The organism is Pannonibacter sp. SL95 (assembly GCF_026672425.1).
Classification (GTDB): Bacteria; Pseudomonadota; Alphaproteobacteria; order Rhizobiales; family Stappiaceae; genus Pannonibacter.
Genome location: NZ_JAPPRC010000003.1, coordinates 413,326 through 434,540 on the forward strand (window position 1 = coordinate 413,326; position 21,215 = coordinate 434,540).

Annotated in this window: 18 protein-coding genes; 13 read left to right on the top strand and 5 right to left on the bottom strand. The window is 63.2% G+C overall.

Annotated features, from left to right (window positions below; translation table 11 throughout):
* Positions 1-66: 66 nt before the first annotated feature.
* Complete coding sequence (gene fumC / locus OVA12_RS02485) at positions 67-1,452, bottom strand: class II fumarate hydratase (RefSeq protein WP_268134176.1); 1,386 nt, start codon at positions 1,450-1,452, stop codon at positions 67-69.
* A gap of 258 nt (positions 1,453-1,710) precedes the next feature.
* Between fumC and OVA12_RS02490 the strand changes: the two genes are divergently transcribed.
* The 12 genes from OVA12_RS02490 (at position 1,711) to OVA12_RS02545 (ending at position 16,391) form a co-directional block, all read left to right on the top strand.
* Complete coding sequence (locus tag OVA12_RS02490) at positions 1,711-2,715, top strand: agmatine deiminase family protein (RefSeq protein ID WP_268134178.1); 1,005 nt, start codon at positions 1,711-1,713, stop codon at positions 2,713-2,715.
* Positions 2,712-3,161, top strand: coding sequence for a hypothetical protein (locus tag OVA12_RS02495; RefSeq protein ID WP_268134180.1), 450 nt, complete (start codon positions 2,712-2,714; stop codon positions 3,159-3,161). Before OVA12_RS02490 ends, OVA12_RS02495 begins: the two co-directional genes overlap by 4 nt.
* An 830-nt stretch (positions 3,162-3,991) precedes the next feature.
* Positions 3,992-4,963: a metal ABC transporter solute-binding protein, Zn/Mn family gene (locus OVA12_RS02500; RefSeq protein WP_268134182.1), complete on the top strand. Its 972-nt coding sequence runs from the start codon at positions 3,992-3,994 to the stop codon at positions 4,961-4,963.
* A 39-nt stretch (positions 4,964-5,002) separates the two neighbouring features.
* On the top strand, positions 5,003-5,815 hold the full coding sequence (locus OVA12_RS02505) for a metal ABC transporter ATP-binding protein (protein WP_326493881.1): 813 nt from the start codon (positions 5,003-5,005) through the stop codon (positions 5,813-5,815).
* A gap of 4 nt (positions 5,816-5,819) precedes the next feature.
* Positions 5,820-7,061: a metal ABC transporter permease gene (locus tag OVA12_RS02510; RefSeq protein WP_268134184.1), complete on the top strand. Its 1,242-nt coding sequence runs from the start codon at positions 5,820-5,822 to the stop codon at positions 7,059-7,061.
* A gap of 3 nt (positions 7,062-7,064) precedes the next feature.
* Positions 7,065-7,997, top strand: a complete 933-nt coding sequence (locus OVA12_RS02515; RefSeq protein WP_268134186.1) for a metal ABC transporter permease — start codon at positions 7,065-7,067, stop codon at positions 7,995-7,997.
* A 102-nt stretch (positions 7,998-8,099) separates the two neighbouring features.
* Positions 8,100-10,193: a putative bifunctional diguanylate cyclase/phosphodiesterase gene (locus OVA12_RS02520; protein ID WP_268134188.1), complete on the top strand. Its 2,094-nt coding sequence runs from the start codon at positions 8,100-8,102 to the stop codon at positions 10,191-10,193.
* An 86-nt stretch (positions 10,194-10,279) separates the two neighbouring features.
* Positions 10,280-11,224 carry a 2-hydroxyacid dehydrogenase gene (locus OVA12_RS02525; protein ID WP_268134190.1) on the top strand — a complete coding sequence of 315 codons (945 nt, stop codon included), beginning with the start codon at positions 10,280-10,282 and terminating at the stop codon, positions 11,222-11,224.
* Between the two features lie 150 nt (positions 11,225-11,374).
* Positions 11,375-12,193: a sugar phosphate isomerase/epimerase family protein gene (locus OVA12_RS02530; protein WP_268134192.1), complete on the top strand. Its 819-nt coding sequence runs from the start codon at positions 11,375-11,377 to the stop codon at positions 12,191-12,193.
* Between the two features lie 37 nt (positions 12,194-12,230).
* Positions 12,231-13,412: an alpha-D-ribose 1-methylphosphonate 5-triphosphate diphosphatase gene (locus OVA12_RS02535; RefSeq protein WP_268134194.1), complete on the top strand. Its 1,182-nt coding sequence runs from the start codon at positions 12,231-12,233 to the stop codon at positions 13,410-13,412.
* Between the two features lie 279 nt (positions 13,413-13,691).
* The gene (locus OVA12_RS02540) at positions 13,692-14,669 is read left to right on the top strand and encodes an ABC transporter substrate-binding protein (protein ID WP_268134196.1); all 978 of its coding nucleotides are present in this window, start codon (positions 13,692-13,694) and stop codon (positions 14,667-14,669) included.
* Between the two features lie 6 nt (positions 14,670-14,675).
* Positions 14,676-16,391, top strand: a complete 1,716-nt coding sequence (locus tag OVA12_RS02545) for an ABC transporter permease (RefSeq protein WP_268134197.1) — start codon at positions 14,676-14,678, stop codon at positions 16,389-16,391.
* Between the two features lie 29 nt (positions 16,392-16,420).
* On the opposite strand, the gene OVA12_RS02550 is transcribed toward OVA12_RS02545, so the two are convergent.
* The gene (locus tag OVA12_RS02550; protein WP_268134198.1) at positions 16,421-17,467 is read right to left on the bottom strand and encodes an ABC transporter ATP-binding protein; all 1,047 of its coding nucleotides are present in this window, start codon (positions 17,465-17,467) and stop codon (positions 16,421-16,423) included.
* Positions 17,468-17,608: 141 nt separating this feature from the next.
* On the opposite strand from OVA12_RS02550, the gene OVA12_RS02555 reads away from it, so the two are divergent.
* Positions 17,609-18,820 carry a hypothetical protein gene (locus OVA12_RS02555; protein ID WP_268134200.1) on the top strand — a complete coding sequence of 404 codons (1,212 nt, stop codon included), beginning with the start codon at positions 17,609-17,611 and terminating at the stop codon, positions 18,818-18,820.
* Between the two features lie 27 nt (positions 18,821-18,847).
* Here OVA12_RS02555 and gph read toward each other — a convergent pair whose 3' ends face one another.
* From gph to OVA12_RS02570, 3 genes are all read right to left on the bottom strand, one after another.
* Positions 18,848-19,519 (bottom strand): phosphoglycolate phosphatase, encoded by a 672-nt coding sequence (gene gph, locus OVA12_RS02560; protein ID WP_268134202.1) that lies wholly within the window; start codon positions 19,517-19,519, stop codon positions 18,848-18,850.
* 8 nt (positions 19,520-19,527) lie between these two features.
* On the bottom strand, positions 19,528-20,220 hold the full coding sequence (gene rpe, locus OVA12_RS02565; protein WP_268134204.1) for a ribulose-phosphate 3-epimerase: 693 nt from the start codon (positions 20,218-20,220) through the stop codon (positions 19,528-19,530).
* A gap of 104 nt (positions 20,221-20,324) precedes the next feature.
* A complete protein-coding gene (locus tag OVA12_RS02570; protein WP_326493882.1) occupies positions 20,325-21,098 on the bottom strand; it encodes a DeoR/GlpR family DNA-binding transcription regulator in 774 nt (257 codons plus the stop codon).
* Positions 21,099-21,215: the final 117 nt, after the last annotated feature.

The window sequence follows — 21,215 nt, forward strand, 5'->3', positions numbered from 1 at the left end:
GCGAGTAGGCCCCGGCTCGCGCTGCGCTTGGCCGGGGTGACGCGGAGCAAATTGCCAACGGTGGCGCTACAACGACGGCCCCAGCATCAGCTTTGGATCGACCAGCCGGTCGAAGTCCTCTTCCGCCACGAAGCCCAGCGCCAGGCAGGCCTCGCGCAGGGAGAGGTCGTGCTCGAAGGCGTGATGGGCGGCGTGGCTGGCCTTGTCGTAGCCGATCACCGGTGACAGCGCCGTCACCAGCATGAGCGAGCGCTCGACATAGGCGGCGATGCGCGGCTCGTTGGCCTCCAGACCCTCGACGAGGAACTTCTGGAAATTACGCGAGCCGTCCGTGAGCAGCCGCACCGACTGCAGGATCGCGTTGATCATCAGCGGCTTGTAGACATTCATCTCGAGATAGCCGCTGGCCCCGCCAAAACCCACGGCAACGTCATTGGCCATCACCTGAGCCGAGAGCATGGCCAGCGCCTCGCACTGGGTCGGGTTGACCTTGCCCGGCATGATCGACGAGCCCGGCTCGTTCGCCGGCAGGATCAGCTCGAACAAGCCGCAACGCGGACCGCAGGCCAGCAGCCGGATGTCATTGGCGATCTTGAACAGGGAGCCTGCCAGCGTCTTCAGCGCGCCATGCAGCATCACCAGCCCGTCATGGGCCCCTTGCGCGGCGAACTTGTTGGGATGGCTGACAAAAGGCAGGCCGGTGAGCGCTGCGATCCGGGCTGCCGCCGCCTCGGCAAAGCCCTTTGGCGCGTTGATGCCCGTGCCCACCGCCGTGCCGCCGAGGGCCAGCTTGTACACATCCCCCAGCGCCCATTCGATGCGGGCGATGTTCTCGTCCAGCATGGTCACATAGGCGGAAAACTCCTGGCCCAGCGTCAGCGGCACTGCGTCCTGCAGATGCGTGCGACCGATCTTGATGATGTGATCCCAGGCCTTTGCCTTTTCATCCAGCCCGTCCCGCAGGAACCGGACGGCGGGGAGGAGCTTGCCCGTCACCTCGAGCACGGCTGCCATGTGCATGGCCGCAGGGAACGTGTCGTTCGAGGACTGCGACATGTTCACATGATCATTGGGATGCACCGGCTTCTTCGAGCCGAGCACACCGCCGGCCATTTCGATGGCGCGGTTGGAGATGACCTCGTTGACGTTCATGTTGGTCTGGGTGCCGCTGCCGGTCATCCAGACATGCAGCGGAAAATGGTCATCATGCGTGCCGGCGGTGACTTCCTTCGCCGCTGCGATGATGAGCGCCGCCAGATCCGGCTGCAGCAGGCCGAGGTCACGATTGGTCTCGGCGCAAGCCTCCTTCAGCACGCCATAGGCATGGATCAGCTCGATGGGCATCTTCTCGATGCCGATGTCGAAATAGGTCAGGGATCGCTGGGTCTGCGCTCCCCAGTAACGGTCGGCGGGAACATCGATGTCCCCCATGCTGTCGGTTTCGCGGCGCATGTCGGCTCCTTGCGGAAAAGGGAAAAGGGGGCCGTGCCGGTCCCCCGGATTGCTCGCGTCCGCCGACACTCCTGCACAGCGTGTTGTAGGATGGCAAGCCCTGCAGGCCAGAAGCTGCGAAAGCCCACTTCCCTTCCATGGCAATTTGACGGATAGATGTAACCCTTAGGGAAGGTGCTTTCAGTGTTCATGACCCGACGTCGTTTTGGCCAGTCCGCCCTTGCAGCCGGTGCGTCCCTGCTGATGCCCGGAAACGGAATGGCCAGCTCCGTTCAGCGTTTGCACGTGCCAGCCGAAGAAGCGCCACATCAAGCGACGCTGATGCAGTGGCCTGCCAGCCGCAAGGTGCACACTGACCCGGTCTTCCTGCTGATGCTGCAGGAAACCATCGCCGATATTGCAAATGCGATTTCAGAATTCGAGCCGGTCTACATGCTGGCCGACGCCAGCCTGCACGGGTCTGCCCGCAAGCTGTTGTCGGCCACTGTCGAGCTCTGGGATATCCCGACCGAAGACCTGTGGTGCCGCGATTCCGGTCCGCTATTTGCCCGTACTGCGACCGGCCGCCCGGTCATCAGCCACATCGCGTTCAACGGCTGGGGCAACCGCCAGCTTCACGTCAAAGATGGACAGATAGCACGCCGTGTTGGCGAACGGCTTGGCGTCCCGCTTGTTGACAGCGGCCTGATCGGTGAGGCCGGCGGCGTTGAACATGACGGGCACGGACTGTTGCTCGCTCATGAAAGCTGCTGGGTCCATGACAACCGCAACCCCTGCCTGTCACGCGATGACATCGAACAACGACTGCTGGCGGCCTATGGCGCGGACCGGATGATCTGGTCCGCCGGGGTGAAGGATCAGGACATCACCGATTACCACATCGACAGTCTGGCCCGGCTCACTGGTCCCGGCCGTGTCCTGATCAACTTGCCCGATCACCCGGACCCGCGTGATGCATTCCACAAAGCAGCGCTTGCAACTCATAGCGCACTTGGTTCGGCGGGGCTCAGCATTGATGTCATTCCAGAGCCGAACCGGCGCCGGGTGAAGAGCGATGACTTCGTAGCTTCCTACGTCAATTTTTTTGTTTGTAACGGGGCAGTCATCGCACCGGAGTTCGGCGACCCGGAAACGGACGCTGTCGCACACGATGCTCTGTCCCGGCACTACCCCGGACGGGGCATCATCATGCTGAACACAGATGCTCTTGGCGAAATCGGCGGCGGAATCCACTGCGCCACACAGCAGGTGCCTGCGGCATGAACTGGCTGACCCGACATGCGCAGACCCTGAATGCCGTAGCGGCTCTTCTTACCGCTTTCATTGCCCTTGGTGCGCTGCTGGCCGTGAAAATCCAGCTTGACGAGGCAGACAGGCTTCAACGGCTCCAGTCCGCGCGCGATGCCTATCGTGGCCATCTCGCACTTGCGATCAGCAGTCCGGAGTTTGCCCAGCCCGAGGACGCCTGCGCCTTGATGAAAGGGCCGAAGGCCGGGGCGTATGAGGCCTTTGTCGACCACCTTCTATATTCAGCTGAACAGATGCTCGACAGCGAGCCGCACTGGGAAGGCACCTTCAATGGCCTTCTCGCAGAGCACCCCGAACTCGTTTGCTCGATGCCGGAGACTGGCGACGACGGCAGCGCCATGCAGCAGCTGATATCCCGCTTCCGCCAAACCCATTGCAACGCCGACCTGGCCTGCCGGTAGTTGGTTCAATAGTCACCACTGACGCGGTCTTCGAGTCGCGCGCCGTCTCTCAGCGCGCCTTCCCACTTCGCCGCCCTCTCCACCGCCCCTCGCTGCGTCGCCCCGCGAGCCGTCCCCGCTCCGCCATCCTACCCTCTGCCGTCATCCCCGCGAAGGCGGGGATCCAGTATCCCCGGTGGGCGTTGGGTGTTTCAGCCGAGGCCGCCCCGGTTACTGGGCTCCTGCCTGCGCAGGAGCGACGAGGGGATAGGTCAGGCGCGGACGGCTATTGCCGCGCCGTTTCGTAACCCCGGAGCCCCTCCGCAGCGCCCTCCGCCGTCCCCGCTCCGCCATCCTCCCCTCTGCCGTCATCCCCGCGAAGGCGGGGATCCAGTACTCCCGGTGGGCGTTGGGTGTTTCAGCCGAGGCCGCCCCGGTTACTGGGCTCCTGCCTTCGCAGGAGCGACGAGGGATGGGCGCTGGCTCTGGCTGCTTTGCCGCGCCGCTTCGCCACTCCGCGAGCCGTCTCCGCTCCGCTATCCTCCCCTCTGCCGTCATCCCCGCGAAGGCGGGGATCCAGTACTCCCGGTGGGCGTTGGGTGTTTCAGCCGAAGCCGCCCGGGTTACTGGGCTCCTGCCTTCTCAGGAGCGACGAGGGAGGGGCCTTGCTCTGGCTGCTCCTCCTCCGCCGCGCCGCTTCGCATCTCGCACTCTCGCCCATGCCATCGACCTTCTTCATTTTCGCTCTTGCAACTCATTCGCAATTGCACCATGTTTCTTGCAAGTCATTCTTAAAAGCATTTGCCTTTGTTGCGCTGCCGCGCGACAGTGGCAGGGAAGGGGCCTGAGACATGGTGTTCGCTCGACGGGGAATTCTGAAATCGGCGTTGATCGCCGTCACGGTTCTGCTCTCCGGCGGGGTGCCAGCTCTTTCGGCAGCGCCGCTGACTGTGGTCGCGACCACCGGCATGATTGCCGACGCGGCCCGCGCCGTTGGCGGGGATGCGGTAACGGTTACCGCACTGATGGGCCCGGGCGTTGATCCGCATTCTTACCGCCAGACCCGCAGCGACATTGTCGCCATGGCCAAGGCCGATCTGGTGCTGTGGCACGGTCTCTATCTCGAGGCGCAGATGGAGGACTTCTTCGCCGATCTGGGCAAGAAGCGCCGGGTCGTCGCGGTTGCCGAGGCAGTCGACAAGTCCCGTCTGCTCGGGCACCAGAACTACGCCGGGCGTTATGACCCGCATGTCTGGATGGATCCGGCGCTGTGGACCGGCGTCGTTGTCGCTGTTCGGGATGCGCTGACCGAGGCACAGCCAGCTGAAGCCGCAGCGTTCAAGGCCAATGCCGAGGCTTATCTGGCCGAGCTTGCCGCGCTGGATACCTACAGCCGGGAGGTTCTCGCCAGCGTGCCGCAGGGGTCGCGGGTGCTGCTGACGGCTCATGATGCCTTCAGCTATTTCGGCCGCGCCTATGGCTATGAGGTGATCGGCATCCAGGGCATTTCGACCCAGAGCGAAGCCGGCCTCAACCGTGTGTCCGAGCTCGTTGATCTGCTGGTCAGCCGCAAGATCGCTGCGGTCTTTGTCGAGAGTTCCGTCTCTGACCGCAACATCCGCGCCCTGATCGAGGGGGCTGCGGCGAAGGGTCACGAGGTGCGCATTGGCGGCGAGCTGTTCTCCGATGCGATGGGTGAAACCGGCACCTATGAAGGTACGTATCTTGGAATGATCGACCACAACGTCACCCTGATCACCAGGGCATCGGGCGGGACAGCGCCCGCTGATGGCAGGACCGGGCGGCTTTCCGCCGGGCTTTGAACCAAAGGCAACACGGATGTGCGGCAACAGGACAGGATCATGACATCTCCCTCGCTTGAACTCGTTGCCTCCGACACATCCGGCCAGTCTGACGCCCGGGACCGTGTGGCCGCGCTGGCCCTGTCCGAAATGACCGTTTCCTACGGCGGCAAACCGGCGGTCTTTTCCGTCGAAGCCAGGATCCCCGAGGGGGCAATGGCCGCGATCATCGGGCCGAATGGCGCCGGCAAGTCCACCTTGCTCAAGGCCACTCTCGGCATTATTCCGCGGCTGTCGGGCCGGGTTGAGGTCTTCGGTGTTCCGCTTGCCCGCGCCCGGCACCGTATTGCCTATGTGCCGCAGCGCGCCTCCGTCGACTGGGATTTTCCCACCACCGTCGAGGATGTCGTGCTTATGGGGTTGTCGCGCGAGCTGGGGCTCCTCGGCTTCGTTCGCAGCCGGCACCGGCAGTTTGCTGCCGCCTGTCTTGACCGCGTCGGCATGGCCGATTTCGCCAGCCGGCAGATCGGGCAGCTGTCCGGTGGCCAGCAGCAACGCGTCTTCCTTGCCCGCGCCCTGGCGCAGCGCGCTGATCTCTATCTGCTCGACGAGCCTTTCGCCGGTGTCGATGCCGCGACCGAGCGCGCCATTGTCGATGTGCTGAAGTCGCTGAAGGATGAGGGGCGGACGGTGGTCTGCGTCCATCATGACCTCGCCACCGTGACGGACTATTTCGATCATTGCCTGATGATCAACCTGCGCAAGATCGCCGAAGGACCGGTTGCCTCTACCTTTACAGAGGCCAACCTGCAGGCGACTTATGGCGGCCGGCTGGCTGGCGGCCATCTTGAACAGCTGCGGCTGCCGGCCTGATCCGATGAGCACGCTCCTCTCCGTCCTGCCGCCTGCTCTGGCCAGCTTCCTCGAGGCGCTGACACTTGGCGCTGGCTACAACGCCGCGCTCGTCGGCATCGGTGCGGCCCTGCTTGGCGGGTCCGCCGGTGCGGCGGGTACCTTCCTGTTCCTGCGCAAGCGCACATTGGTAAGCGATGCCATTGCGCATGCGACGCTGCCCGGCGTCGGCCTTGCCTTCATGATCATGGTCGCCTTCGGCGGCAGTGGCCGTTCCCTGGTCGGCCTTCTGATCGGCTCTGCGCTCTCCGCTGGGCTGGGGCTGCTGGCTGTTACGGCCATCACCCGCCGCACGCGCCTTGCCGAGGACACCGCCATCGGCGCCGTGCTGTCGGTGTTCTTCGGCTTCGGCATTGTGTTGCTGACGGTCATCCAGGTGATGGACCGCGGCCGGCAGGCGGGGCTGGAGGGTTTCCTGCTCGGCTCGACCGCCGGCATGCTGTTCGCGGATGCCCTGCTGATTGCCGCCGGTGGCGCGCTCTGCGCGCTGCTCATTCTCCTGTTCCGCCGGCCGCTTACCATCGTCTGTTTCGATCCTGGCTATGCCGAGGCGACCGGCATTTCAGTCACCCGCATGGATGCGGTCATGCTGGGTCTGGTGCTGGCGATCACCGTCATCGGCCTGAAGCTGGTCGGCCTCATCCTTATCGTTGCGCTGCTGGTCATTCCCCCGGTGACAGCCCGGTTCTGGAGCGAGCGGACGGGAACGGTCGCCGTGCTCGCCGGGGTATTTGGTGCGCTTGCCGGATATGTCGGCTCGGCCATTTCCGCGTCTTCCCCCAATCTCCCGACGGGTCCGATCATCGTCCTGGTGGGCGTCGGGCTGTTCGTCTTGTCGCTGCTCGTTGCGCCGCGGCGCGGCGTGCTGGCGAGCGCAGTGGCGCACCGCCGGTTCCAGCACAAGGTTCACCTCAGGCAGGGTTTGCTCGCGCTGGCGCATGGCGAGCCGATCCACGACCGGCTGACGCTCCGCGTTCTCGCCCGGGCCGGGTATCTGCGCGCCGACCGGCAGCCGACGGAAGCGGGCAGGGCGGAGGCCGCACGGGCCTTGCTGGATGAAAACCGCTGGCGCATTGCCCGGCAGCTGCATCCGCAGGAGGCCGTGACCGGCCGCTATGACGGACTGACCGGGATCGCCGAAGTTCTGACCGCTGACGAGATCGCCAGTCTCGACCGTCATCTCGGTCCCAAAGCCGCAGGAGCCTGACCGATGGGTGCGGAATTCGTCCAGCTCAGCCTGACCCCGTTGCTGATCGGCGTGCTTGCGGCCATCGCCTGCGCCCTGCCGGGCAATTTCCTCATCCTGCGGCGCCAGGCGCTGGTGGGCGATGCCATCTCCCACGTTGTCCTGCCCGGTATCATCATTGCCTTCCTTGTCACCGGATCGCTGGAAACCTGGCCCATGCTGCTCGGGGCGGCAGGGGCGGCGCTGGTGTCGGTTGTGCTGATCGAGTTAATCCGGCGTCTTGGCCGCATCGAACCGGGCGCGGCCATGGGCGTTGTCTTCACCGGCCTCTTTGCCGCCGGCGTCCTGCTCCTGGAGCAGAGCAACACCAGCCGGGTTCATCTTGATGTCGAGCATGCGCTCTACGGCAATCTGGAAAGTCTCATCTGGCTGTCGGCTGAAAGCTGGAACTCGCTGCTTGATCCCGTCGCCCTTGCCGACCTGCCGCCGGAACTGTCCCGGATGGCCATTGTCGCCGGACTGATCATCCTGCTGACGGTGATCTTCTGGCGCCCGCTCAAGCTGTCGACCTTTGACGAGGGCTATGCCGCCGCGATCGGTCTGCCGGTCGGCCTCATCGGACTGGGGCTGGTCATGGCGGCGGCACTGGCGGCGGTTGCGGCCTTTGACGCGGTCGGATCGATCATCGTCATCGCTATGTTCATCTGTCCTCCAGCCGCTGCCCGTCTGATGACGGACAGTCTCGTGCGCCAGATCGGCTGGAGTGTCGCCTTTGCTGCATTTTCGGCAGTGATTGGCTATGTTTTGGCAGGCTATGGACCGATTTTGCTCGGCTATGACAACGCCGTCAGCGCGGCCGGGATGATTGCCACAGTGGCCGGTGTTGTGCTCCTGGTTGCCTGCCTGGCGGGACCGCGCCGCGCGCGGGTCGGGGCATCGGGTTCGAGTGGAATTTGATCTGTTCTGCTAATCTTCTGTTCACCCTATACGCAAAACTCCGCAGCCGTTAGCGAAGCTTTACGACCCTCTGATGTAATGCCTAGAGGTCGGGAGATGTAAATGCTTACGGTTCTGTCCTGTATAGCTGTCGCACATGATCTGCGCTACGTCGCGCTCGCTGCGCTCATCTGCGTCATGGGGTCTGTTCTCTCTATGCGTCTCTTCGCGCGCGTGCGTCGCAGCGAAGGCTCCCGTCGGCTGCTCTGGCTGTTCCTCGCCTCGCTCGTCGCTGGCAGTGCGATCTGGACAACCCACTTTTCCGCCATGCTCGGCTACGTCGTCCCCTTCGAGCGGACCTTCGAGCCTGTCCTGACCTTGCTCAGCCTGGTCATGGTGATGACATCAAGCGCCGCCGGCTTTTTTATAGCTGCACGAACGGCATCCAGCTATCTCATTGAAATTGGTGGCCTTATCTTCGGTCTTGGCATCGCCGCCATGCACTATACCGGTATGGCCGCGTTCCAGGTTCCCGGCATCATCGAGTGGAATTCCGGCTATATCGTCGCCTCAATCCTGCTTGGTGGCGCATTCGGTGCGCTGGCGATGAACCGCATTTGCCGGCCCGTGACGCGTTTCTGCCGCTACGGCGCTTCCGTTGCGATGATTTTTGCCATTGTTTCCATGCACTTCACTGGGATGACAGCCATCACGATCATTCCCGGTCGGATGACTGAACTTGCGGGACAGGTTCTGCCGGACGGGTTCATGCTGGCTGCGGTGGTCGGGATCACCTTGTTGATCCTTGCAACGGTCGGCTCGGCCTATGCCATTGATGTTGATAGCTCAAACGAGGCTTCGGCGACGCTGCAGCGGCTGGCGCTCTATGATGCTCTGACGGGTCTGCCCAACCGGACTCATGCGGAACGTCATCTCAGCGATCTGATTGCGGCCAACACCCAGACGTCGGCACGGGTTGCTGTGCTTGCAATCGATCTCGAACAGTATCGAAACGTCAATGGCGCGCATGGTCAGGATACTGGCGATGCGCTTTTGCGGCATCTTGGGTCAAAACTTCGCGAAAATCTTCAAGGTGACGAGTTTATTGCTCGCGTCAGTGGCGATGAATTCGTTGCAATGAAGCCAAATGTCTTCGGCCGCAGTGAAGCTACGCGGTTTGCCGAGCGGTTGCATCTTGCGATCATTGGACCGCACCGGATTGCTGATCGAAACATCACCCTCGGCAGCGGCATTGGAATTGCCCTATCCCCGGACAATGGCATTCATCCGCAAGTCCTGTTTACGCGTGCAGAACTGGCCGCAGAGCAAGCAAAAACGCTCGGCTCCAACCAGATTTGCCGCTATAGCGAAGGAATGGATGAAGACAATCGCAATCGCGCGGTCTTGTCTATTGATCTTCGCTCCGCAATCGAGGGCAACCAGCTCGAGATTTACTATCAGCCGCAGAACGATACCAAGTCCCGTGAGATTGTCGGGTTCGAGGCTCTTGTTCGCTGGAACCATCCGACACTTGGAACGATTTCGCCCGGCGTGTTCATTCCGATTGCGGAACGCACTGGCTTGATCCTCGACATCGGCGATCATGTTCTTCGCCAGGCCTGCCGCGATGCGGCCAGCTGGCCGGCGCGGTATCGTGTTGCCGTGAACGTTGCCCCTTATCAGTTGACCCAGGCCGACTTGCCGGCGAAGGTTGCCGAGGTTCTGGCCGAAACGGGTCTGGATCCCAGTCGCCTGGAGATCGAGCTGACCGAAAGTGGCCTGATCGAGGATCAGCCACGTGCGCTTGCGACAATGACGGGACTGAAGGCGCTTGGGGTAACTGTTGCCATGGACGACTTTGGCACTGGCTATTCGTCCTTGTCTTTGTTGCAGAATTTCCCGTTCGACAAGATCAAGATCGATCGCAGCTTCATCCAGAGCGTCGCCGACAAGCCCCAGTCCGCAGCCATCGTCCGGGCGACGTTGCTGATTGCCGACAGCCTCAACATTCCCGTTCTTGCCGAAGGGGTTGAGACGGAGGAACAGCTGCGTTTCCTGCGCGAGGAGGGCTGTCCTACCGTACAGGGCTTCCTGTTCGGCCGCCCCATGCCGCTCGCGTCGGCTCAGGTGCTGATGTTGCGCGACGGGCTGCATCTTGCGGCCATCGCCGGGGTGATCAACGACGAAAAGCTGAAGGACCGGGCAACGGGAACCTGACGCTTCGACCTTCGCCATGATAGAGGGAAGGGAGCAAAATCGGTCAGGCTAGACCTGCCCGCCCCGGTCAAGGTCTGGATGGTATGATGCGCCCGGTCGTTCCTCTCGTTTCCCGCATGAGCGCCGCCGAGCAGGCAGAATGGCTTGCTGTATTTCGCGAACGCATTCCCGAGTGTGAAGTCAAGCCATTGAACGATATGACGACTTTGGAGCGATCTGCCACCAAGGTTGCCATCGTGGCCAATCCGGAACCGAGCGACCTGCGCCAGCTTCCCGCACTTGTCTGGGTTCAGAGCCTGTGGGCCGGCGTCGAGCGGCTTGTCAGCGAGCTGGATGGCATGCCGCTTTCCATCGTCCGCATGACCGACCCGCAGCTGGCCGAGACAATGGCCGAGGCGGTGCTGACCTTTACCCTCTATCTGCACCGCGATGTGCCGGGCTACCGCAAGCAGCAGGCGCAGCGGATCTGGGCGGAACGTGCGCATTGCCTGCCGCAGGATCGCACCGTCGGGATCCTCGGACTGGGCAACCTTGGCACCCTGGCCGCGCGCCGCCTGAGGGCCAATGGGTTTAAAGTCGCAGGATGGAGCCGGACACCGCAAACGGTCGATGGTGTTGAGTGCTACTTCGGCCCGGACGGGCTGGATGCGGTGCTGTCGATCGCTGACATTCTCGTGGTTCTGCTCCCGCTGACCAACGAAACCCGCGGATTGCTTGACGCCAGACGCCTGTCGCTGCTGCCGAAGCAGGCCGGGCTAATCAATTTTGCGCGTGGTGCGATTGTCGACGTTTCGGCGCTGACCCAAGCGCTCGATGACGGGAAACTTTCCCACGCCGTGCTCGATGTCTTTGCCCGCGAACCCTTGCCGGCTGACGATCCGTTGTGGGGCCATCCGAACGTTACGATCCTGCCGCATGTCAGCGCGCCGACGACGCCCTCAACGGCAAGCCTGATCGTCGCAGAGAACCTCAGTCGTTACTTTGCAACGGGCGAAATCCCGGCGGCCGTTGACCGGCAGCGCGGGTACTGACCGGTTTTGCCGCGACTTTTCCGATGCCATGTCGCCTTCCTGTCAAATATCGGCATTATGAGAAGGCTGCGCGAGTCATTCGCATGAATTTCCCCCTCTGCCTGTCCTGAGCCCGGCCGAATGACCGGGTCCCGCCTGAAGGATCTGATCATGACCACTCTTCCCGTCGTCGGTGCGGCGCTCACGCTCGATGCCTATGAGCGCCATCGCATCCTCATGACCGAAAAGCCGCGCGATCTCGAATTGCAGGATTTCGTCAATGCAGACGTCCTCAATGGCGACTGGAAGCCGCTGGTCGAACGGGCAAAGAAGGTGCTGGATGGTCACACCGGCCGCATCGGCATCCATGGTCCGTTCTGGGGTATGAACATCGCCAATCCGGATCCGGATATTGCAGCTGTTGTCACCCGCCGCCTGTTGCAGGGGCTCGAGGTTTGCGAGGCGCTGGGTGCAACCCATATGGTCGTGCACAGCCCGTATTCCACCTGGGATTACAACAACCTGGACAACTATGCGTCGGCGCGCCAGCGCGTGATCGAGCGCTGCCATGCAATCATGGCCGAGCCGGTGAAGCGCGCTGAAGCCATCGGCTGTGAACTCGTGATCGAGAATATCGAGGACAAGGACCCGAAAGACCGGGTCATTCTGGCCGACAGCTTCCAGTCCAGCGCCGTTTCCGTGTCCATCGACACGGGCCATGCTCATTACGCGCATGGTTCGACCGGCGCTCCCCCGGTCGACTACTACGTCCGCGCGGCGGGCAACCGGCTGCGTCATATCCATCTGCAGGACGCTGACGGTTATGCTGATCGGCACTGGAGCCTTGGTCAGGGCACAATCCGCTGGCATTCGGTGTTTGCCGCGCTTGCTGATCTGACGAGCCAGCCGCGCCTCATCATCGAGTTGCGCAATCTCGATGAAGTGCCGGCGTCGATCGCCTGGCTTCAGGCACAGGGTCTGGCCCAGTAACTCGCTGCATTCGAAGATAGTTTCAAGGACTGACCACATGACCCGAATGGACCATCCCGTCGCTGCAAGTGCGATTGAAACGGTGTTTGACAACGCCCGCCTCGTGCTTGCCGACAAGGTGGTTGCGGGTCATGTGGTGCTGCGCGGCGGCAAGATTGCTGACATCGGCGAAGGCCGTGCGCCGGCCGGGATTGGTGCGGTTGATCTTGATGGTGATTACCTGCTCCCGGGCCTGGTCGACATCCATACCGATCACTTCGAGAAGCATGTCTTCCCGCGCGCCCATGTGAAGTGGAACCCGCTGCGTGCTGCGCTGTCCCACGACAGTCAGATCATCGGCGCCGGAATTACCACGGTGTTCGACAGCCTTTGCGTTGGCGCGACCGTCAAGAACCCGGAGAGGCTGGAAATCCTCGTCCCGATGATAGAGGCGCTGGAGGAAGCGCAGGCGGCTGGTCTGATGCGCGCCGAGCATCTGGTGCATCTGCGCTGCGAACTCGTTGACACCAACACGCCGCGCCTGACCGAAGCGTCGATCGCGCGCGATATCGTGCGTGTCGTCTCTGTGATGGAACACTTGCCAGGTCGCCGCCAGAGCCGCGACGTTGCCGCCTATATCCAGCGCCGGATGGCCGAGACGGGGCATTCCCGGCAGGTTGTCGAAGCCGAAATGGCGGAGATGCTTGCTGTGGCTGACGGTATCAGCGCAGAGGTCCGTCCGGCCGTCATCGGTCTGGCGCAGGCGCATGGCAAGCCGTTGCTGTCGCATGACGATACGGAGCTGGCGCATATCGATGAAGCCATCGCCGATGGCATCCTGATCTCCGAATTTCCCTGCACCATCGAAGCGGCCCGCTATGCCCGGGAAAAAGGCATGCTGAATGTGGGTGGCGCCCCCAACATCCTGCGTGGTGGCTCCCAGTCCGGTAATGTTTCCATGGGCGAATTGCTGCAGGAGGGCATTCTCGACATGCTCGCCTCCGACTACGTTCCGCGATCCATGTTCGATGCGGCGTTCCTGATTGGCCTCGACGGGGCCGATGACAGCCGCCTGCCAGAGGCGGTCCGGCTCGTCAGCAAGTCTCCGGCGGAAGCGGCCGGGCTCTCGGACCGGGGCGAGATTGCAGTCGGGCGAAAGGCGGACCTGCTGCAGGTGCGCCTGCATGGCAACCACCCGATCCTGCGCCGCGTCTGGCGTGATGGTGTCATCGTTCACTAAGCAACAGGTCCCAAAAAGTCGCGTGGCCCCTGGCGGCATGCCCGCGGCATGAGCCCGGTTGTCCGCGTTCCGCGAGGCACCAGGAACCGTTGTTTTCCGTTCGATATGTCGTCTCGAAACCCGGCTCGGCAAGCCTGTGACTTTGCTATGTCGGAATAATTAGCCGGCTATTTAATGTAGAAAACCTGCAACAATCGTTCAACAAAACTGTCATCAAACGCTGTTAGAGCCGCCCTTGGTAGCGCCGCAGGGGCGGCGCGCGATTGACAGGGATCCACCATGAAGAAGCTGCTCATTGCCGCGACTGCGCTCCTCATCGCCGGTCAGGTTCAGGCTGCCGATGTCGCCGGCAAGCTGGTGCTCTACACCTCCCAGCCGAACGAAGATGCTCAGCAGACCGTTGACGCCTTCAAGGCCAAGTATCCGGCCGTCGAGGTCGAGTGGGTCCGTGACGGCACGACCCAGGTGATGGCCAAGCTGCGCGCCGAGATCGAGGCTGGTGCACCCAAGCCGGACCTGCTGCTGATTGCCGATACGGTCACCATGGAAAGCCTGAAGCAGGAAGGCCGCCTCATGAAGCATGAGGGCGCTGACGTGTCTGCCTATGATCCGGCGATCATGGACAAGGACAAGACCTACTTCTCCACCAAGCTGATCACCACCGGCATCATGTACAACACCAATGCCCCGGTGAAGCCGACGTCCTACAAGGACCTGCTCAAGGCCGAAGTGAAGGACAAGCTGGCGATGCCGTCGCCGCTGACTTCGGGCGCTGCCACCATCCACATGGTTGCCGTGACCAACAACCCGGATCTGGGCTGGGCCTATTACGAGAAGCTGGCAGAGCAGGGTGCCAATCCGCAGGGCGGCAACGGCGGCGTCTACAAGGCCATCGCCGGCGGCGAGAAGCTCTATGGCTTCATGGTCGACTACATGCCGATCCGTGGCAAGGCGCAGGGCGCCCCGGTGGAATTCGTGTTCCCGGAAGAAGGCGTTTCGGCCGTGACCGAGCCGGTGGCGATCCTCTCCACCGCCCAGAACCCGACCGCCGCCAAGGCCTTCGTCGATTTCCTGATCTCCAAGGACGGCCAGGAACTGGCTTCCAAGCAGGGCTACCTGCCGGCGCATCCGGGCGTGACCCCGCCGGCTGGGTTCCCCGCTCGCGACACCATCAAGCTGCTGCCGTTCGATCCGGCCAAGGCGCTTGAAGGCGATGCTGCCAACAAGGCAAAGTTCACGGAAATCTTCGGCGGCTAAGGGTTCATGACCTCATTTATCCGCAAGGCGCTTCCGGACGGCGAGGGCATCACCCTCGCCGTTCTCGTTGCCGTGGTGACGCTGATCTGCGGCGTGCCCATGGTGCTGCTGTTCAAGGTCGGGATTACCGGGCCCTCGGGGCTGGACCTCGGGCCGCTTGTCGAGGCCATGGGCAACCGTTCGGTCCAGAAGGCACTCTGGAACTCGTTTGAAAGCAGCTTTCTTTCTGCGCTGATCGCGACGGTGCTGGGGGCCGGACTGGCTCTCGCCATCGGCCTGACGGACGTTCGGGCCAAGGGGCTCCTCGTTTTTTGCCTCCTGCTGCCGATGATGATCCCGCCACATGTGATCGCGATTGCCTGGATCCAGGCGATGGGGCCGGGCAGTCCGATCCTGAAGCCGCTTGGTCTGGCTCCCGAGATGGGTGTGACGCCGGCGATCTATTCCTTCACCGGCCTCGTCAGCCTGCTGGCCTTGCAGCATGCGCCGCTGGTGTTCCTGATCCTGCGCGCGGCGCTTCGGTCCCTGCCACGTGAACTCGCCGATGCGGCGCGGGTGTGCGGAGCTGGCGGTTCGCGGGTCTTGCTGCGCATCACGCTGCCCTTGATCGGGCCGTCGTTGCTGGCGGGCTTCATGCTGGCCTTCGTGGCGGCGCTTGGCAATTTCGGCATCAATGCGTTGCTCGGCATTCCGGCGCGCTACACCACGCTGCCGGTGCTGATGTGGCGGCGGCTGGCCAGCTTCGGGCCCGATGTGCTGCCGAATGTGGCGGTGATTTCGGTGGTGCTGGCGGTGGTCACGCTGATCGCGGTCGGGCTGCAGTCGCTGCTGCAGCGGCGGATGCGGTCGACCCTGATCGGCTTGCCGCAGGCTCCGCTGGCCTATGAGCTGGGCAAGGCGCGCTTGCCGCTGGAAGTCGGGCTGTGGGGTTTCATCGCCCTGACCCTGGTGCTGCCCTTCACGGCGTTGATCGCTACGGCGCTGGTGCCGACTTATGGACTGACGCTCGGGCCGGACACGATCACCTTCAACAATTTCGCCGAAGTGCTGTGGCGGCAGAGCGTGACCCTCAGGGCCTTTGCCAATTCGACGTTCATCGCTGCCGTCGCAGCGCTGGTGATCGCGATGATCGCCATCGGGCTCGGCCATATCATGGTGCTACGGCAGGGACGCCGGCGTCAGGCAGCCAGCCTTGCCTCGGCGCAGGCTGATGTTGCCTTTGCCGTGCCGGGGCTGGTGGTGTCGATTGCCTTCATCCTGGCATTCCTCAAGCCGCTGCCGCTGATCGGTGTCTCGCTCTATGGCACGCTCTGGATCATTCTGCTCGCCTATGTGGCGGTGTTCCTGTCGGTGGGGCTGAAGCCGGTCACGGCGGCCTATCTGCAGATGGACAAGAGCCTTGAAGACGCGGCCCGGGTCGCGGGGGCTGGCTATCTGACCCGTCTTCGCCGGATCTTTGCGCCGCTGGTTGCGCCGGCAGCGGCTTCCGGTGCGATCCTCGTGTTCCTCACCGCCTACAATGAGGTGACCGTTTCGGCGCTGCTGTGGTCCTCGGGCACCGAGACCATCGGCACGACGATCTTCAACTACGAGGACAGCGGGGGAACCACGCTGGCGGCTGCAATGTCGACCGTGGTTGTCCTTGCGACGGTGCTGGTGATGATCGCGATGAATGGCCTGGCCCGGCGTGTGCCGGCGGGCACGATTCCCTGGCGGGACTGAGCCCAGCTGGACGCAGCGACAGAGTTCGCTCAGGCCGGCAGCAGCCAGCCTGAGCGGATCGAAATGCCGACGTCGGCGCCCGCCTGCGGTTTCAGCGGCAGACGGGCGAGCAACGGCGTGTCACAGCCCGGCAGGCTGATCTCGGCCTCGTGGAAGCCGCCGCGATAGACCGTGCGGCCAACCCGCCCCGTGAGACGGGCATCGGCGGCACCGACTTCAAGATCTTCCGGGCGCAGCAGCAAGGCGGCCGTGCCTGTCGGCGTGCCGGGCGTTGCGGACACGGTGAACTCACAGCCGGCAAGCCGGACGTTGGCGTTGCGGCCCTCCGATCCAAGCACAGCGACCGTTATGATGGCACCCTGGCCGATGAAGCCTGCGACCTGACGGTTCTTCGGGCGGCGATAGATCACCTCGGGCGCATCGGCCTGCAGCAGCCGGCCTTCCCATAGGATGGCGATCCGGTCGGCAAGCGCCATCGCCTCACGCTGATCGTGGGTGATGAACAGCGTCGTTGCGCCGCTTGCCTTGTGGAAGGCGGACAGCTCCTCCTCCATCGCGCCACGTAGATGCGGGTCGAGATTGGCGAGAGGCTCGTCCATCAGGATCGTGGACGCGCCCTGGGCAAGGCAGCGGGCCAATGCAACACGCTGGCGCTGGCCTCCGGACAGATCGGCAGGCTTGCGATCAGCAAAGCGCGTCAGTTCCACGGTCGACAGGCACTCATCGGTGCGCTGCGTGATCTCGGCCTTTGTCTTGCCTGCCGTTTCGAGCGGGAAGGCGACGTTCGCCGCCACGCTCATGTGCGGCCAGAGCGCATAGGACTGGAACACCACGCCGACGCCGCGCGCTTCCGGTGGCAAGTGCTGGGTGTTTGATGCCACTTCACGGCCGTTGATTTCGATCCGGCCGCCGTCGAGCGGTTCAAGGCCGGAAATCAGACGCAGCAAGGTGGACTTGCCGCAGCCGGATGGGCCGAGGACGACAAAGAATTCGCCCTCCGCGATGGTGAGTGAGACGTCATCGAGCACGCGCTGCGCGCCGAAAACCTTCGTGACTTGTTCAAGTTTGATCGACATGCCTGCGGCTTAAGCCAGCTTGATGACGGTTTGTTGAAACCCGGCTGGAACATTGACGGATCGGTGCAAGCGGCATTCATGCTTGCGCCGCACAACCCGGCTCTGTATAAATGTAATGTAATAACATTTATAGGAGTTCCAATGTTCAGACGGACAACCGCGCTGGCCCTTTTGTTCAGCGCCGGCCTCACTCTTCCCGTCATCGCGGACGAGGCAGGCAAGACCCATTGGCGCGTGTTCATTGGCGACCATGCGAGCGGCAAGATCACCGCGCTGGACCTGGACCAGCCTGAAAAACGCTGGAGCTTCGACGTCGAAGGTCCTGCCCGCATCTATGCTTTCGGTGATGGCCAAGGCATCGCAGCCGTGCAGGGCGACAAGAACCGGGTCGACTTCCTGAAGACCGGTGTCGTCATCGAGAGCCACGGCGACCATTCCGATATCGAGGTCAGCGAGCCGGCCAAGCTGCCGACGGCGTTGACCGGCGGTTATCCGGTGCATGTGGTCGAGCATTCCGGCCTTCTTGCCGTGAACTTCGACAAGGATGGCCGTGCCGCATTGGCGGATGTGAAGGGCGTGCTCGCCGGTGATCCGGTGCTGAAGGACTTCCCGCAGTCGGTGCCGCACCATGGCTTCGTCGCCGTCATGGGGGACTATGTGCTCTCCACGGTCTCGGCGACCGAAAAGCCGGCTGGCTCGGAAAACCTGCCGCGTCTTGGGCTGCAGGCCTTTGATCAGGCTGGAAAGCCGGTGTCGGAGCTGGCGTCCTGCCCGGGCATCCACGGTGAAGCCTTCTCGGGTGCCTATCTGGCGGCAGGCTGCGGCGATGGTGTGCTGGCAGTGAAGGCTGATGGGGCCAAGCCCGAGTTCAAGCTGCTGCCCTACGGTTCAGATCTGCCGCAGGGCAAGACCGGCACGCTGCTTGGCGTAAAGGGGATGCAGGCCTTCCTTGGCAACTACGGCGCCGATGGGCTCGTCGTCGTGGATCCGGCCGATGCGCCGCATTTCACCTATGCCAAGCTGCCGGCACGGCGCGTCGACTTCATCCTCGATCCGGCTCATGCACAGCACGCCTTCGTCCTGACGGAGGATGGCACCTTGCATCGCTTCAACATGCTGGAAGCGAAAATTGAAGCGAGCGCGACTGTCACGGAAGCCTATTCGATGGACGGTCACTGGGCTGACCCGCGGCCGCGTCTGGCAATTGCGGGCGAGACGGTGCTGCTGACCGACCCGCGTGCAGGGGTCATCCGCAAGATCGACGCCGATACGCTGAAGGAAGCCGGCACGATCAAGGTGGAGGGCGTGCCCTACACGATCGTCAGCGTCGGCGGATCGGGCGTCTCCCACTGACGCGTTAAAAAAGATCTCGCCGCGCGATCAGCGGGCGGCGAGATCGGCCAAAAGAGCAGGCAGGGCCGCCAGATCGTCGAAGGCGATCGTGTGCGGCAGGGCGGCAACCGGCTGCTTGCGGTAACCCAGCGTGAAGAGGGCAAAGCGGCTGCCGGCACGCTCCGCGGTCTCTGCATCGATCTCGCTGTCTCCGACATAGGCAAAGCCCGGTGCGGTGACGTCGGTGCCAAGACGGCGAGCTGCCTCGATCAGCGGCGCCGGATCGGGCTTTCGGGTGGCCAGACTGTCGCCGGCGATCACCACCTCGAACAGCTCGCTCCAGCCTAGCGCTGCCAGGAGATTGGCGGTCGGGATGCCGGGCTTGTTGGTGCAAAGCCCAATGCGGACACCTTCGGCCTTCAAGGTCTTGAGTGCCAGCTCGGCACCGGCAAACGGCGGATTGGCCGAGCCTGGCGCAGCGCCATAGATTTCCTCGAAGCGTTCGACGTGATGGGCAAGCGTGGCTGCATCGGCGTTGATGGCGCGGGCGGCAAGCGCCCGCTCCACAAACTTCGCCGCGCCGTTGCCGATGTAACCGCGCGCTTCCTCGACGCTGAGCGCAGCAAGGCCCAGTTCCAGCATCAGGCTGTTGCCGATATCGGCGATTGCCGCGACGCTGTCCACCAGCGTCCCGTCCAGATCAAAGACAACCGCACGCATTGCGCGGCTCACGAGCGGGCGGCGTCGGCCGCCGTTCGGATCGCGGCAATCTGCGCGGCATAGATATCGGATGTTTCCGGCGTGCCGCCCTTGAACACGGCAGACCCGGCAACCAGCACGTTTGCGCCAGCGGCCGCGACGAGCGGGGCGGTGTCCGGGGCAATGCCGCCGTCGACCTCGATATCGATCGGCCGGTCACCGATCATCTTGCGGATGCGGGCCACCTTGTCGACCATGGCGTGAATGAACTTCTGGCCGCCGAAGCCCGGGTTCACCGTCATGACCAGGATCAGGTCGAGCCGGTCGAGCACATATTCGATGACGCTTTCCGGGGTACTCGGGTTGAGCGAGACGCCCGCCTTCTTGCCAAGCGCACGGATCGCCTGCAGCGAGCGGTCGAGGTGCGGTCCTGCCTCGGCATGAACGGTGATGATGTCCGATCCAGCCTTGGCGAAGGCCTCCAGATAGGCGTCGCAGGGGGCGATCATCAGGTGCGTATCGAATACCTTGGTGGTGTGCGGCCGCATGGCGGCGATCACGTCCGGTCCATAGGTGATGTTCGGCACGAAATGGCCATCCATCACATCAAGATGGATCCAGTCGGCGCCGGCGGCGTCAATAGCGCGCAGCTCATCGCGCAGACGCGAGAAATCGCTGGCGAGCATGGAGGGAGCGATCAGGGTGTGCGGCTTCGCGGACATCAGGGCCTCCGGCACGGGAATGACTGCGGCAGGCTGTAGTCCGGTCAACGCAGCTTGTCAGCCGTTTTTTTGGCGGATGGGCCGTGTGCCGTAGGCCCGTTGCCTCAGCCTTCGCCGCAGACGACGACCTTGGTGCCCCAGCCTTCGCAGCGGATGGCGAGGGGGCTGGGCAGCGGATGGTCCGTGAAGAAGGTGTCGATGCGCGCCAGCGAGGTGATGCGGGCCGGGGCCGTGCGCTGGAACTTGGAATGGTCAGAGACCAGGAACGTCTTGCGCGCCTGACGGATGATGGTCTGGCTGACGCCGACCTCCTGGATGTCGAAGTCGAGCAGGTCGCCTTCCTCATCAAGGGCGGAGCAGCCGATGACGGCAAAATCGAACTTGAATTGCTCAATGGTGCGGGTCGTCAGGTTGCCGACAAGACCGCCATCCGTGCGCCGCAAGGCCCCGCCGGCTACGATCACCTGACACTCGGGATTGGCGACCAGGATGTTGGCAACATTCATGTTGTTGGTGACCACCATCAGGTTGCGATGGTGCAGCAGCTCGCGGGCGACCGCTTCCGTGCTGGTGCCGATGTTCAGGAACACCGACACGTCGCTCGGTATCGCCCGTGCGCATTGCGTGGCAATCGCTGTCTTGGCGTCGCGGTTGAGGTTTCTGCGGTCCTCATAGCCGATGTTCGTCACGCCGGAGGGCAGTATGGCGCCGCCGTGGACACGTTCCAGCTTGCCGCTGTCGGACAGCTCTGACAGGTCGCGGCGGATGGTCTGGACGGTGACGCCGAAATGCTCGGCAAGGCCTTCAACGGTGACCTTTCCCTGCTGTCGGGCGAGCTCGAGAATCTCTGGCTGGCGGAAGGTCTGCGACACGGTCATGTTCCCTTGGGGCACGGGTAATATGTTCGCTTTGGCTCCCTTTTTCAAGTTTTTAGCGCAAGTGCGAACATGCGATCGAAATGTGATCGACTATTGCAGCGCAAAAATTCGATATCG